This is a genomic window from Streptosporangium sp. NPDC001559 (assembly GCF_042893955.1).
Taxonomy (GTDB): domain Bacteria; phylum Actinomycetota; class Actinomycetes; order Streptosporangiales; family Streptosporangiaceae; genus Streptosporangium.
Window position 1 is genome coordinate 317,644 of the sequence record NZ_JBIAVG010000006.1, and the last position, 14,116, is coordinate 331,759.

Consider the following 14,116-nt stretch of genomic DNA (forward strand, 5'->3'; position numbering starts at 1 on the left):
CGGCCGCCGCCGGGGCCCGCGGGAGCCCCGGCGGCCGGCTCTCAGGACCCGGCGGCCATGTCGAAGAAACGCAGCTCAAGCCGTACGGCCCGGCGGAAGACGTCGAGTACGCGGGCCTGCTCCCCCGCGGGGAGCGCGGGGCCGAGGCGGTCGAGCTCGCCGCGCAGGAAGGCCACCCAGGCGCGGAACGCGGGCCCCTCGTGCAGTTCGATCCACTCACGGTGCACGAAGCTCCCCGGACCGCCGGGACCGCCGGGCAGCGGCTCCTCGGCCAGGCTCGCCCAGCCGAGATAGCTCCACTCCGCCACGCACAGGACCGCCAGGATGGCCGGGTAGTCCAGGCTCCTCCTGGCCTCGTCCATCAGCGCGCGGAAATCGGCCGTCACCGGTTCGAGCGGGGGAGCGGTCAGCTCGGCCTCGCTCGCGCCGAGGGCGGCCAGCGCCCGGTGGAAGTAGGTCTTCTCCTCCGTCGTCGCGGTCTCGCCGAGGAAGCGGCCGAACGGCACCCGTGACTCGAAGGTGTCCGCGGCGGCGACGGCGGCGCCGAGCAGCGCGGTGAAGGAGTCGACGAACTGGAAGTCCTGCACCAGATAACGGCGCATGGCCTCCTCCGGGGTCAGTCCCCGGGTGATGGAGGCGGCGAACGGGTGGGTGACGACCGCCGTCCACTCCGGCTCGGAGCCGGAGCGCAGCCACTCGCTGAAGGCCGGGTCCGCGGCGTCCGCCCGCCACTCGTCGTAGGAGTCGCTCCAGGAGGTCTGACGGGGTTCTGCGGACACGGGTTTCTCCTCGCGGACGGGAACACGACCGGGGTGAATGCTAGTCGCGCCCCCTCTATCCTGGGGGGATGCCAGCCGAGGGATGCCTGTTCTGCGCCATCACGACGGGGGAGCGGCCGGGAGAGGTGGTGTTCTCCGACGAGGTGGCCACCGCCTTCCTGGACATCCGGCCCGTCTTCAAGGGGCACGTCCTGGTCGCCCCCGCCGCGCACGCCGAGACCCTCACCGACCTGCCTCCCGCCTCGGTCGGCCCGTTCTTCCAGCGGGTCCAGGCGGTCGCCGCCGCCGTTGAGCGGGGGCTCGGCGCGGGCGGCACGTTCGTCGCGATGAACAACCGGATCAGTCAGAGCGTGCCGCACCTGCACGTCCACGTGGTGCCCCGCAACCGCAAGGACGGCCTGCGCGGCTTCTTCTGGCCCCGGACCGCCTACGACGGCCCGGGGGAGGCCGCGTCGTACGCCCTGCGCGTCCGTGAGGCCCTCACCCCTTTCCGCCCCTCGGCGCGGACGTCCTGAAAGCGGTGTTCGGGAAGGGGGCCACCGGGTGAGGTCCGGGCCGGTCGGCATGTCTTTGATCTACAACGTAAAGGCATGGGGAGGGGATCTGATCTCCGTCGGAGGGGCGCCGACCCACGTGCGAGGATAGGGTCCGGGACGTGGAACCCCTCGTCGCCGCGCTGCTCGTAGCCGCCCTGGTGGGCGTCCCGGCCCTGGTGCTGTGGCGCGTGCTGCGCGGCAGGCGCGAGCTGGGCAGCAGCCCGGCCGAGCGCGCCACCTTCGAGACCCTGCACACCGCCTCCCTGGCCGCGCCGCCGCTGCGGGCCGGGCTCACCGAGGCGGGCACCCAGAAGGCCTCGCGGCATCTGCGCGAGCTGCTGGGCTCCCCGGCGCTGGCCATCACCGACGGGCAGCGCCTTCTGGTCTACGACGGCGAGGGGGAGCACCACGCCGCCGAGGCGTTCGCCTACGCGGCCAAGACCCTCGGCGGGGGCCGTACACAGGTGCTCGGCCCCGAGGTCGTCTCGTGCGACATCCCGGAGTGCCCGATCAGATACGCCGTCGTGGTGCCGCTCACCACGGACGGCCGGGTGGTCGGCTCCCTGGCGGCCTACGGCGGGCACGCCTCGGCCGGTCTGGTCAGGGCCACCCACGAGGTGGCCAGCTGGGTCGACTCCCAGCTGGAGCTGGCCGAGCTCGACCGTTCGCGGACACGGCTGATGGAGGCCGAGGTTCGCGCGTTGCGCGCGCAGATCTCCCCCCACTTCATCTACAACTCGCTGACGACCATCGCCAGCTTCGTGCGCTCCGACCCCAACCGCTCCCGTGAGCTGCTGCTGGACTTCGCCGACTTCACCCGCTACTCCTTCAGGCGGCACGGGGAGTTCACCACGCTGGCCGAGGAGCTGCGTTCCATCGACCGCTACCTGACCCTGGAACGCGCCAGGTTCGGCGACCAGCTCCAGGTGACGCTGCGGATCGCCCCGGAGGTGCTCGCGGTCGCCGTGCCGTTCCTGTGCCTGCAGCCGCTGGTGGAGAACGCGGTCAGGCACGGCCTGGAGAGCAAGCCGGGCATCGGCCGCATCTCGATCATCGCCGAGGACGCCGGGGCCGAGTGCCGGATCAGCGTGGAGGACGACGGCGTCGGCATGGACCCCGAACGGCTGCGCCGCATCCTGGCCGGGGACGCGGAGGAGCGCTCGGGGACGGGCGGGGTCGGCCTGGCCAACGTGGACGAGCGGTTGCGTCAGGTCTACGGTGACGAGTACGGCCTGGTGGCCGAGACCGGCAAGGGCGCGGGAACCAAGGTGAGCGTCCGTGTGCCGAAGTACCACCCGGGCGTCTCCGCCCACTGAACACCTTTCTGTGGATTCGGCAGGTCAGGAACTGTTGACAGGTGATGTCTGATTCATCACCCTCTAGGGATTCCCCCTCGACGATCCGGAGGAGCGCCCGTGACCGGTCTTCGAGTCCTGGCCGTCGACGACGAACTTCCCGCCCTGGAGGACCTGGCCTACCTGCTGCGGGACGACCCGAGAATCGGAGAGGTCGCGCAGGCGAGGGACGGCGCCGCGGCGCTGCGCGTGCTCGACCGGGCGATCGCCGACGGGCGTCCGATCGACGCCGTCTTCCTCGACATCCGGATGCGCGGCCTGGACGGGGTGGTGCTGGGCAGGCTGCTGTCGCAGTTCGCCAACCCGCCCCGGGTGGTGTTCGTGACCGCCTACGAGGAGCACGCGGTGGACGCCTTCGAGATCAAGGCGGAGGACTACCTGCTCAAACCCGTCAGGCCCGAACGGCTGGCCGAGGCCGTACGCCGGGTGTGCGTGTCGGCCGAACTGCCTGACGGGGACGGGGCGAGCCGGGCGGGGCCGGGCACGATCCCGGTCGAGCTGGGCGGGGTGACCCGCTTCGTGGCCAGCACCGAGGTGCGCTACGTCGAGGCGCAGGGCGACTACGCGCGCCTGCACACCGCGGGCGGCAGCCACCTGGTCCGCATCTCGCTGGCGACCCTGGAGGAGCGGTGGTCGTCGGCGGGGTTCGTGCGCGTGCACCGCAGCCACCTGGTGGCCGTCAAGCACATCGACGAGCTGCACATCGACTCGGGGCGGTGCGTGGTGCGCGTCTGCGGGACCGAGATCCCGGTCAGCCGCAGGCACACCCGGGAGCTTCGCGACCTGCTGGTCCGCAGGGCGCGCAAGGGCAGGCCCGAGTGAGCAGGGCAGGGGCGGAGCACCCGCGCGGGGACGAGGGCCGCCGGCGCCGCGAGGTGGTGACCAGCCCGCGCACCACGGCCGCCCGCAATCCCCGTTACCCGGTGACCAGGGAGATCGACGAGCAGACCAGTCTCGGTGAGGTCTACATGCGCTCGCTGGTGCGCACCCAGTTCCGGCTCGCCCTGTTCGTGTGCACCGTGCTGGCCTGCGTGGTCGGCGGCCTGCCGCTGCTGTTCCTGCTCGTGCCCGAGCTGCGCGCGGTCCTGGTGCTGGGCGTCCCCCTGCCGTGGGTCGTGCTGGCGGGCCTGATCTACCCGGTCTTCGTCACCGGCGCGTGGCTCTACGTACGGCAGGCGGAGCGCAACGAGCGTCACTTCGCCGACCTGGTGGACAGGGCGGGGTGAACGTCGTCTACGGTGTGGCCGCGGTCGTGCTGGTGATGCTCACCACGGTGCTGATCGGGGCGTTCGGCATCCGCCTGTCCCGCACGACCTCCGACTTCTACGTCGCCTCCCGCACGGTCTCCCCGCTGTGGAACGCCTCCGCGATCGGCGGGGAGTACCTGTCGGCGGCGAGCTTCCTGGGCATCGCGGGGCTGATCCTGCTGTACGGCGCGGACATGCTGTGGCTTCCCGTCGGCTGGACCGGCGGTTACCTGGTGCTGCTGGTCCTGGTCTCCGCGCCGTTGCGCCGCTCCGGCGCCTACACGCTGCCCGACTTCGCCGAGGCGCGCCTGGAGTCGATGGCCGTACGGCGGATGGCCGGGGTGCTGGTCGTGCTGATCGGCTGGCTGTACCTGATGCCGCAGTTCCAGAGCGCCGGACTGGTGCTGCGGGCCGTCACCGGGGCACCCGACTGGGCGGGCGGACTGGTGGTCGCGTGCGTGGTCGGGGTGAACGTGCTGTCGGGCGGCATGCGCTCGATCACGTTCGTGCAGGCCTTCCAGTACTGGCTCAAGCTCACCGCGCTGGCCGTGCCGCTGGTCTTCCTGGTGCTGGCCTGGCGGGCGGACGGCGCGCCCGGCCTGAACGCGCGGGACGTGGCCACCTGGGCGCTGCCGCTGTCCGGCGGCAGGGAGTACGGCCTCTACTCGACCTACTCGCTGATCCTGGCCACGTTCCTGGGGACCATGGGCCTGCCGCACGTGCTGGTGCGCTTCTACACCAACCCGGACGGGCGGGCGGCGCGCCGTACGACGCTGGCGGTGTTGTCGTTGCTGGGCCTGTTCTACCTGATGCCGGCCGTCTACGGCGCGCTGGGCCGGGTCTACCTGCCGGGGCTGCGGGGCAGCGACATGGTGGTGCTCACGCTGCCGGGGCGGCTCGTCGGGGGCGTCGCGGGCGACCTGCTGACCGCGCTGGTGACGGCGGGGGCCTTCGCGGCGTTCCTGTCCACCTCCTCGGGACTGACCGTCTCGGTCGCGGGGGTCATCGGGCAGGACATCCTGCGGGGCGGGGTCCGCTCCTTCCGCGTCGCGGCGGTGGTCGCGGTCGCCGTACCGCTGGTGCTCGCCTCGTCGGCGCGTTCGCTGCCGGTCGCCGACGTGGTCGGGCTCGCCTTCGCGGTCTCGGCCTCCTCCTTCTGCCCGCTGCTGGTGCTGGGCATCTGGTGGCGGCGCCTGACGCCGCCGGGGGCGATGGCGGGGCTGGTCGTCGGCGGCGGCCTGGCCTGCGGGGCGGTGCTGCTGACGATCGGGGAGGGGCCGCACACCGGGCTCGCCGGGGCGCTGCTGGCCCAGCCCGCGGCGTGGTCGGTGCCGGTCGCCTTCACCGTCATGGTCGTGGTCTCGTTGCTGACCAGAAGCCGTATTCCGCCCGGTGTGGCCAGGACGATGGTCCGCCTGCACACGCCGGAGACGCTGGATCTCGACCGGGGTGACTGGCACCCCCGCTCTACTTGACAATGATCTATGACTTATGTCGAAATGACCTGTAATATAAGGACATTTCTGTTATTCGAGTGACAACAGGAGCGTGCGATGGGCAACAGCAACTCCAACGGCCAGTCGCTTCTCAAACCGGATGGGTTCCAGCTGGAGGACAACTTCTCGGTGACCCTGTCCGAAAGGGTGCTCCTCGACGAGTTCTTCACCGTCCGGTTCGCTCCCGGAACCCTCTGACGACGATGGCGCGCGCCCAGCGCGAGCGCGGCACCGGCCTGACCGGCGCGCTCGCCGTCATCGAGTCCGTACTCGCCGACCGCGGGCTCTCGGCCGAGCTGGTCTCGGCGGGGTCGGCGGAGTTCCCCGTGCACCGCTGCACCGTGCGCGACCCCGAGGGCCGCGCGGTCACCGCCTCCCTCGGCAAGGGAGCGGGCGCCCAGAGCACGGTCAGCGCGCTGTTCGAGGCCTGGCAGCACCTTCAGCACGAGGAGGGGCAGGCGGCGCTCGCCCACGACAGCGGGCGGGTGCGGGCCATCCCGGTCGGGACGGTGGTCTCCCAGCCGGAGCTGCGCGGTGAGGAGATGATCCAGCGTCTGGCCCGCGACTACCCGGACGCCGGTCTCGCCTGCCTGCGGGCCGAGCCGCTGAGCCCGGGACGGTCCCCGGTGTGGTACCCGGCCTTCTCCCGCTCGCCCTCCTGCCGCAGCCACCCGATCCCCGGGGACGACCTGCGCTACGAGCCCTACCTGCGCTACGCCTACGACAACGGCACCGCGGCCGGGGTCAGCGAGCAGGACGCCCTCCTGCACGGCCTGCTGGAGGTCGTCGAACGGGACGCGCTGTCACACGCGCTCCTCGACTGGTACCTCGGCGGGAGGTCGAGGCTGTCCGCACTCGACCCGGAGAGCCTCCCGCCCGATCTGCGACGCCTGCACGATGAGGCCGCGACCTATCTGGGAGCGCTCCCCATCATCATCGACATCACCTCCGACCTGGGCATCCCCGTCTACTGCGCACTCCCCTCCCGGGCCGGGCCGTACCCGGGGGTGATCGGCTCCGGTGCCTCCCTCGACCCGGAGTACGCCGTCGAGCGGGCGCTGACCGAGGTGGTCCAGTCGTCGTTCAACCTCTCCCTCGGCGTCGACCTGACCCTGGGCCGCAGGCTGGAGAGCCTGCGGCGCTGGCCGCTGCTCGAACGCTGCGCCCGGCTCGACCCCGCCCCACTGCTCGACCGGGTCGTCTTCGACGCGAAGCTGCCGGAGGCCGGTCCCGAGGACGGCGGGGAGGGCGTCGGCGAGCAGATCGCCGTGATCCTGCGGACGCTCGGGCACGCCGGGTTCGGGGCCTACTCCTTCCGGTGGAACCCGGAGCACGACAGGTGCCCGGTCCTCACCGTGATCGTCCCCGGCCTTGAGGCGTTCTCCATGGTGCACAGCGCGGTGCCCGTCCTGCCCACCGGCCGGGCCCTGCGGCGCCTGGCGGGCCGCCGCTGACGGGCCCGCCCGGCCGCTCGGCGCACGGAAAGGACCTTTCACCGCAGACCATTACCAACTTGCCGCGACGCGACGCCACCTGGGCGAAGAGCCCCTCGGCGGTACTCCACGCGGGGTACCGTCCCCTCCTACGTTATCCGTGATCCACATCACATATGCGGGAGGTCCGATGACCGCCGGGCGTAAAGAACCATCGGTGTACGAACGGATAGAGGGTGAGGAGGGCTTCCAGGAACTCAGACGGCGCTTCCGGTCCTGGGCCTTCCCGATGACCGCGGCCTTCTTCGCCTGGTACCTGCTGTACGTGGTGCTGTCCGGGTGGGCTCGTGACTTCATGGGCGTCAAACTCTTCGGCAACGTCAACGTGGCACTGATCCTCGGCCTGCTCCAGTTCGTCTCCACCTTCTGGATCGCCTGGGCCTACTCCCGCTACGCCGAGCGCAGGCTGGACCCGCTGGCCGAGGAACTCCGCCGTGAGGCCGAGCGTGAGAGGGAGGCGGCGTGAGCCACCAGACGCTCTCCACGGCCCTGTTCCTGGTCTTCGTCGCGGCGACGCTGGGCATCACCTTCTGGGCCAGCCGCAACACCAAGGACGCCGCCGACTTCTACGCGGGCGGGCGTTCCTTCAGCGGCCTGCAGAACGGCCTGGCGATCGGCGGCGACTACATGTCGGCCGCCAGCTTCCTCGGCATCGCGGGCATCATCGCCCTGTCGGGCTACGACGGCTTCCTGTACTCGATCGGTTTCCTGGTCGCCTGGCTGGTCGCGCTGCTGCTGGTCGCCGAGCTGATGCGCAACTCCGGCAAGTACACCATGGCCGACGTGCTGGCCTTCCGGATGAGCCCGCGCCCGGTCCGCACGGCCGCGGGCGTGTCGACCATCACCGTCTCGATCTTCTACCTGCTGGCCCAGATGGTCGGCGCGGGCGCACTGGTCGGCCTGCTGCTCGGCATCACCTCCCCGACGGGCAAGGCGCTGACGATCGTCGGCGTCGGCCTGCTGATGGTCATCTACGTCGTCGTCGGCGGGATGAAAGGCACCACCTGGGTGCAGATCGTCAAGGCCGTGCTGCTGATGACCGGCGCGGCCCTGGTCACCCTGCTGGTACTCGGCCGGTACGGCTTCAACATCTCCGGGCTGCTCGGCTCCGCCGCCACGGGCAGCGGCAAGGGCGACGCCTTCCTCATCCCCGGCCTGAAGTACGGCACCGCGGCCCAGGGCCTGGCCGGGAAGATCGACCTGATCAGCCTCGGCCTGGCGCTGGTGCTCGGCACCGCGGGCCTGCCGCACATCCTGATCCGCTTCTACACCGTCCCCACCGCCAAGGAGGCCCGCAAGTCGGTCCTGTGGGGCATCGGCATCATCGGCGTCTTCTACCTGCTGACCCTCGTGCTCGGCTTCGGCGCGGCGGCGATGGTCGGCGGCGAGGCGATCGCCGGGCAGGACAAGGCGGGCAACACCGCGGCGCCACAGCTCGCCGAGGCGGTCGGCAGGGCCGTCTTCGGCGAGGTCGGCGGCACGATCCTGCTCGCGGTCATCGCCGCCGTCGCCTTCGCGACCATCCTGGCCGTCGTCGCCGGTCTGACGCTGGCCTCCTCCTCCAGCTTCGCCCACGACCTGTACGCCCACGTGTTCAAGCGCGGCAAGGTCACCGAGGGGGAGGAGATCCTGGTCGCCAGGATCTCGGCCTTCGTCATCGGCGCGGTCGCCATCGGGCTCGGCATCCTCGCCCAGGGGCAGAACGTGGCCTTCCTGGTCTCGCTGGCCTTCGCGGTCGCCGCCTCGGCCAACCTGCCCGCCATCCTCTACAGCCTGTTCTGGCGGCGCTTCAACACCGCGGGGGCGGTCTCGGCCATCTACGGCGGCCTGCTGTCGGCCCTGATCCTGGTGATCTTCTCCCCGGTCGTCTCGGGAAGCGCCACCTCACTGTTCCCCGACGCCCACTTCGCCTGGTTCCCGCTGAGCAACCCCGGCATCGTCTCGATCCCCCTGGGCTTCCTGGCGGGCTACGTGGGGGCGCGGCTCAGCAAGGAGTACAACCCGGGCAAGTACGCCGAGATCGAGGTCCGCTCGCTCACCGGCATCGGCGCCGAGCAGGCCGTACGGCACTAGGAACGGCACCGGAGAACGTCCGGGCACCGGCGGGCGGGGGCCCGTCGGTGCCCGGATTCTCAGCGTGAGGCCTCATCCAGCAGGGCCAGCTCCTCCTCGCCCAGCTTCAGGTCGGCGACGGCGAGCAGCTGGTCCAGCTGCTCCACGGTGCGGGCGCTGGCGATCGGCGTCGCGACCGTCGGCTGGGCGGCCAGCCAGGCCAGGGCCACCGTCGCCTGGGCCACCCCGCGCTCCGCGGACACCCTGTCCAGCGCGTCGAGCACCCTGAGGGCACGCTCGGAGGCCAGGTACGGCGTCGCCCCGCCCGCGCGGGCGCTGCGCACTTCGACACCGGGACGGTACTTCCCGGTCAGGAACCCCCTGGCCAGCCCGAAGTACGGCGTGCTGACCAGGCCGTTGGCGGCGACCACCTCGCGCAGCCCGCCCTCGTAGTCGCGTTCGAGCAGGTTGTAGTGCTGCTGCAGAGCGACATAACGGGCAAGGCCCTCCCGCTCGGAGATCGCCAGCGCCTCGGTGAGCCGCTCGGCCCCGTAGTTCGAGGCCCCGATGTCGCGAACCTTGCCCTCGCGGACCAGGGCGTCGAACGCGCCAAGGGTCTCCTCAAGCGGCGTCTCAGGGTCGTCGACGTGCGCCCAGTACAGGTCGATGTAGTCGGTCCGCAGCCGCCGCAGCGAGTCCTCGACGGCCAGGCGGATGTTCGCCGCCGACAGGCCGGCCCGGCCGCTCATCGAGCCGACCTTCGTCGCGATCACCATCCGGTCGCGGTTGCCCCGGGACTCGAGCCACTCGCCCAGGACGGTCTCCGACTCGCCCCCGGAGTGACCCGGGATCCACTCGGAGTACACGTCGGCGGTGTCGACGAAGTTCCCGCCCGCCTCGGCGTAGGCGTCCAGGACGGCGAAGGATTCGTCACGGTCCGCGGTCCAGCCGAAGACGTTGCCGCCGAGACAGACGGGAAAGAGGCTCAGTTCGGAGAAGGTCATGCTGATCAGGGTAGGTGTCCGGCGATCACGAACCGCACCGGGCACCCTTTGACGACGGTCCGGAAACGGTCGCGAAGGGTGACGGCGGGTCAGAGGGGAACCGATGAGGGGACGCTTTCCCCGCGGTAGGGAAACCAGCGGGAAACCGGCATGGAAAACCGCGCCACCAGGCGGTTATCGTCTGGCTGTGGGCAGCCTCAGACCGCGCTCCGGCGACGCCCCGGGCCCGGACGCGCGCACACGCATCCTCGACGCCGCGGAGAAACTGTTCGCGGGCGGCGGCTACGAGGCCACACCGACCGCGGCGATCGCCCGCCTGGCCCGGGTGCCGAAGGGGCTCGTCTTCCACTACTTCCCCAGGAAGATCGACGTGCTGGTCGCGCTGGTCGACGAGCGCACACTCGTCGAGGAGACCCCCGAGGTCGAGGCCGTCCCCGGCGACGCGGCCAAGAGCCTGTCCCGGCTGGCCCGCCGCCTGCCGCTGCGGGCCTCCCCGGCGATGCGGCGCATCCTGTTCCGCGAGGCCGACACCCACGGCTCGGTCCGCGACCGGCTCGGCAGGCTGAACGGGGAGATCGTCAGGCGCGCCAGGTTCGCCCTGGAGCTGGCACTGCCCACCCCGCGCGGCGACGCGGCCCGGCTTGAGGTCGCGGCGGTCACCTTCGCCGCCGTGCTGCTGCACCAGGAGAACCTCTGCCAGCTCACCGGCCACCACATCGACCCCGACGCCGTCGCCGAACTGATCGCCCACGCCCTGGGATGAGGACGGTCAGGAACGCGGGTCCAGCGCGGCCAGCTCCTCCATCGCCTCCCGCAGGTGGTCCATCAGCCGCCACACGTCCTTCACCCGATCCGGGCAGGCGAGGACCCCGAAGTCCAGCGACCCGTCGTAGGAGAAGCAGGTGATGTTGAGGCCGCCGCTCATGTCGCTCAGCGCCGAGACCGGATGATAGGCCAGCAGCCGGGCCCCGCACAGGTAGAGCGGCAGCTGGGGGCCGGGCACGTTCGACACGATCAGGTTGATCGGCGGCAACGTGACCGAGGCCAGCCGGGAGATCGCCGGGGTCGCCACCGAGGTGAGGACGGTGGGCAGCAGCGTGGAGAGCCCGTCGAGCCAGGTGGCCGGTGACTCGGCGAACCGGCGCTTGGCCACGCGCATCGTCGCGCCCATGGCCCGCAGCCGCTCCAGCGGGTCGGCCACGTCCGTCGGCAGCTGGGTGACCATGACGGACAGCCGGTTGCCGATCACGCCTCCGGCCCGCGCGGCGGCCGTACGGACCGAGACGGGGACCGCGGCGACCAGCGGCCGGTCCGGCAGCGCGTGGTGCTCGCGCAGCCAGGCACGCAGCGCCGAGGCGCACACCGTCATGACCACGTCGTTGACGCTGAGGCCGAAGGACTTGGCGACGTGCCTGACCTCGGTGAGCGGGATCGAGCCGTAGGCGAGACGCCGCTTGGCGCTGATCGGGCCGTTGAACGGCGTGCGGGGAGCGGCCAGCGGCGGCAGCTCGGGCAGTTCCGCCTGGTTCCCGGTGAACGTCCTGGCGGTCTCGGCGACCGCCCGCGCGCCGGGCAGCGCCGAGACCCCCGGTATCGCGTCGAGGTCGGTCATCATCCGGCCGAGCGCGCGCAGCGCCCTGCCCGGGTACGTCACCGACCTGCCGGCCGCGGCGGTGAGCATGGCCAGCGGCCCCAGCACCTCCTCGCCCTCCGGTACGGCGAGCGTCCCCTGGGCGGGGTCGGCCTCGGCCTTGGGGGCCCTGGCTTTGGAAGCCTTGCGGGCCTTTGGGGCTTCGGGAGCCTCGGGGGTGAGGTCGAGCATGGCCGCCAAGGTCTCCGCGCCGGTGACCCCGTCCAGGGCACAGTGGTGGATCTTGGCGTAGAGCGCGACCCGCCCCCCGGCCAGCCCGTGGATGAGATACATCTCCCACAGCGGGCGGCCACGGTCGAGGCGCCGTTCGTGGAGCCTGGCGACCTTCCTGGCGAGCTGCCTGTCGTCCCCGGGCGCGGGGAGGGTCAGCTCGTGGACGTGGCCGGCGACGTCGAGGTCGGCGACCTCCTCCCAGTACGGCCTGCCAAGGCCGAAGGGCACCTCGGCCAGGCGCAGGCTCAGCACGGGCGCCAGGTGTAGTCGTTCCCTGAGCCGGTCGACCAGCGCCTCCCTGGTCAGCGTGCCTCCGGGGCACCCCGCCGGGTCGAGGATCGCCAGCCCGGCGACATGGGTCGTGGTCGTCGCCGTCTCGGCGTGCAGGAACTGTGCGTCGAGGGCGGTCAGCTGGCGCATCGGTCGGACCTTCTCACGGAAAACAGACTGTTCACGTCCATCATCGCCCCGCTTCGCCCCGGGGCCTCAGGACGCCCCCGCTCTTCACCACACTAAATACGCATGCCGTACAGGAAGGACGTTCCATCCCCACCCGGTCAGGTAAGGGTTGCGCATGCGAACGGCATGAAGCGCCGCAGGTCATGGACGCAGCAGGTCCAGCAGCCGTTCGACCGGCCAGGTGTTGACCACGTCCTCGGCGGTCAGCCAGGCGCGCTGCGCGACGCCGACCCCGAAACGCTGGTTGTCCAGGTGGGGCACGGCGTGGGCGTCGCTGTCGATCGAGAAGCGCACCCCGTGGTGGCGCGCCAGCCGTACCAGGTCCGAGGGCAGGTCGGAACGGTCGGGGAAGGAGTCGATCTCCATCACGGTTCCGGTGCGGGCCGCGGCGCGGAACACCTCGTCCCAGTCGGCGTCGACCGGAGGGCGCCTGCCGATCCGGCGCGTCGTCGGATGGCCGATCACGTGGACGTGCGGGTTCTCGCAGGCGGTGACGAACCGCCTGGTCATCTCCTCCCGAGACTGGGTGAAGTGGGAGTGCACGCTCGCCACGCACACGTCGAAGCCCGCGAGCACCTCGGCGGGCCAGTCGACCGAGCCGTCCGGGGCGATGTTGAGCTCGGTGCCGTGCAGCAGCCGCATGTCCGGATAGTCCTCCTGGAGCCGCCGCAGCCGCTCGCGCTGCTCCAGGGCCTTGTCCAGGGTCATCCGCTGCATCGCCAGGTCGGGGGCGTGATCGGTCACCGCGTAGTAGGAGTGGCCGCGCGCGTGGGCGGCGGCGACCATCTCCTCAAGCGAGGCGATGCCGTCTGTCAGGTCGGTGTGGGTGTGCAGGTCGCCCCGCAGGTCACGCTCGGTGACCAGGACGGGCAGCCCGTCCCTGAGCGCGGCGTCGATCTCACCGCCGTCCTCCCGCAGCACCGGGGGAATCCACTCCATGCCCAGCGCCCGGTAGACGTCCTCCTCGTGCTCGGCGGCGATCACCCGGCCACCGTCGAACAGACCGTACTCGGAGAGCTTCCAGCCCCTCTTCACCACGATCTCGCGCAGGTGCACGTTGTGCTCCTTCGAGCCGGTGAAGTACTGCATCGCCGCGCCCCACGACTCCGCGGGAACCAGGCGCAGATCGACCTGGAGCCCCTCGTGGGTGCGCACCGAGGTCTTCTTCTCGCCCGAGGCGATGACCTCCGCCACGTACGGCTGCGCCCTGAAGACCTCCATGAGGCTCTCCGGCCCGACCGCCAGGATGTCCACGTCGCCGACGGTGTCCCTCATCCGGCGCAGCGACCCGGCGTAGGCGATCCGCTCGGCGGGCAGCGAGGCGATGATCCGCTCGGCCAGCTCCATGGCCACACCGATGTGCACCCGCCTGCTCGCCACCTCGAGCTGCTCGATCCCCCTGAGGAGGTTCTCCTCGGTCTTGGGGCCGAAGCCCCGCACCCCCCGCAGCCGCCCCTGCCCGATCGCCTCGGCGAGCGCCTCGGGTGAGTCGATCCCGAGCTCCTGGAACAGGAAGACCGCCTTCTTCGGGCCGAGGGAGGCGATCCTGGTCAGCCGCCGCACCCCCTCGGGAATCCGCGCCCGCAGCTCGTCGAGCTGACGGAAGCCACCCCGTTCGAGGTACTCCTCGACCTTGCCCGCGATCGCCGCACCGACGCCGGGCACGTTCCTGACCGGGGTGGCCGCGATGTCCTCGGGAAACCCGGCGATCGCCTTGGCCGCCTTCTGGTAGCTGCGCACCCGGAAGGCGTCGCCGCCCGCCATCGCGAACAGCTCGGCGTACTCCTCAAGGGCCGCCGCCACGGCGTCGTTAGCTCGTGCCATGACAGAA

14 protein-coding genes are annotated in these 14,116 nt (G+C 71.4%); 10 read left to right on the forward strand and 4 right to left on the reverse strand.

What is annotated here, in order from left to right:
• Positions 1-41: 41 nt before the first annotated feature.
• On the reverse strand, positions 42-779 hold the full coding sequence (locus ACFYY8_RS16525; protein ID WP_390041477.1) for a TenA family protein: 738 nt from the start codon (positions 777-779) through the stop codon (positions 42-44).
• A 68-nt stretch (positions 780-847) separates the two neighbouring features.
• Here ACFYY8_RS16525 and ACFYY8_RS16530 point away from each other — a divergent pair, with 68 nt between their 5' ends.
• From ACFYY8_RS16530 to ACFYY8_RS16570, 9 genes are all read left to right on the forward strand, one after another.
• A complete protein-coding gene (locus ACFYY8_RS16530) occupies positions 848-1,294 on the forward strand; it encodes an HIT family protein (RefSeq protein ID WP_390041479.1) in 447 nt (148 codons plus the stop codon).
• A gap of 140 nt (positions 1,295-1,434) precedes the next feature.
• Entirely contained in the window at positions 1,435-2,631 is a 1,197-nt protein-coding gene (locus tag ACFYY8_RS16535; protein WP_352011580.1) for a histidine kinase, read from the forward strand.
• Positions 2,632-2,730: 99 nt separating this feature from the next.
• Entirely contained in the window at positions 2,731-3,492 is a 762-nt protein-coding gene (locus ACFYY8_RS16540; protein ID WP_352011581.1) for a LytTR family DNA-binding domain-containing protein, read from the forward strand.
• Complete coding sequence (locus ACFYY8_RS16545) at positions 3,489-3,896, forward strand: hypothetical protein (RefSeq protein ID WP_390041482.1); 408 nt, start codon at positions 3,489-3,491, stop codon at positions 3,894-3,896. Before ACFYY8_RS16540 ends, ACFYY8_RS16545 begins: the two co-directional genes overlap by 4 nt.
• Positions 3,893-5,392, forward strand: a complete 1,500-nt coding sequence (locus tag ACFYY8_RS16550; RefSeq protein ID WP_390041484.1) for a cation acetate symporter — start codon at positions 3,893-3,895, stop codon at positions 5,390-5,392. Before ACFYY8_RS16545 ends, ACFYY8_RS16550 begins: the two co-directional genes overlap by 4 nt.
• 78 nt (positions 5,393-5,470) lie before the next feature.
• Positions 5,471-5,611 carry a hypothetical protein gene (locus ACFYY8_RS16555; RefSeq protein ID WP_352011584.1) on the forward strand — a complete coding sequence of 47 codons (141 nt, stop codon included), beginning with the start codon at positions 5,471-5,473 and terminating at the stop codon, positions 5,609-5,611.
• 5 nt (positions 5,612-5,616) lie between these two features.
• Positions 5,617-6,867 carry a YcaO-like family protein gene (locus ACFYY8_RS16560; RefSeq protein WP_390041486.1) on the forward strand — a complete coding sequence of 417 codons (1,251 nt, stop codon included), beginning with the start codon at positions 5,617-5,619 and terminating at the stop codon, positions 6,865-6,867.
• 196 nt (positions 6,868-7,063) lie between these two features.
• Entirely contained in the window at positions 7,064-7,372 is a 309-nt protein-coding gene (locus ACFYY8_RS16565) for a DUF485 domain-containing protein (RefSeq protein WP_386194638.1), read from the forward strand.
• Entirely contained in the window at positions 7,369-8,979 is a 1,611-nt protein-coding gene (locus ACFYY8_RS16570; RefSeq protein WP_390041489.1) for a cation acetate symporter, read from the forward strand. The genes ACFYY8_RS16565 and ACFYY8_RS16570 overlap by 4 nt, the downstream gene beginning before the upstream one ends.
• Positions 8,980-9,038: 59 nt before the next feature.
• Here ACFYY8_RS16570 and ACFYY8_RS16575 read toward each other — a convergent pair whose 3' ends face one another.
• Positions 9,039-9,962: an aldo/keto reductase gene (locus ACFYY8_RS16575; RefSeq protein WP_390041491.1), complete on the reverse strand. Its 924-nt coding sequence runs from the start codon at positions 9,960-9,962 to the stop codon at positions 9,039-9,041.
• Positions 9,963-10,149: 187 nt separating this feature from the next.
• Between ACFYY8_RS16575 and ACFYY8_RS16580 the strand changes: the two genes are divergently transcribed.
• Positions 10,150-10,725: a TetR/AcrR family transcriptional regulator gene (locus tag ACFYY8_RS16580; protein ID WP_352011589.1), complete on the forward strand. Its 576-nt coding sequence runs from the start codon at positions 10,150-10,152 to the stop codon at positions 10,723-10,725.
• Between the two features lie 6 nt (positions 10,726-10,731).
• On the opposite strand, the gene ACFYY8_RS16585 is transcribed toward ACFYY8_RS16580, so the two are convergent.
• Positions 10,732-12,246 (reverse strand): wax ester/triacylglycerol synthase family O-acyltransferase, encoded by a 1,515-nt coding sequence (locus ACFYY8_RS16585; protein ID WP_390041493.1) that lies wholly within the window; start codon positions 12,244-12,246, stop codon positions 10,732-10,734.
• A 180-nt stretch (positions 12,247-12,426) separates the two neighbouring features.
• Positions 12,427-14,109 carry a DNA polymerase/3'-5' exonuclease PolX gene (gene polX / locus ACFYY8_RS16590; protein WP_390041495.1) on the reverse strand — a complete coding sequence of 561 codons (1,683 nt, stop codon included), beginning with the start codon at positions 14,107-14,109 and terminating at the stop codon, positions 12,427-12,429.
• Between the last annotated feature and the right edge of the window lie 7 nt (positions 14,110-14,116).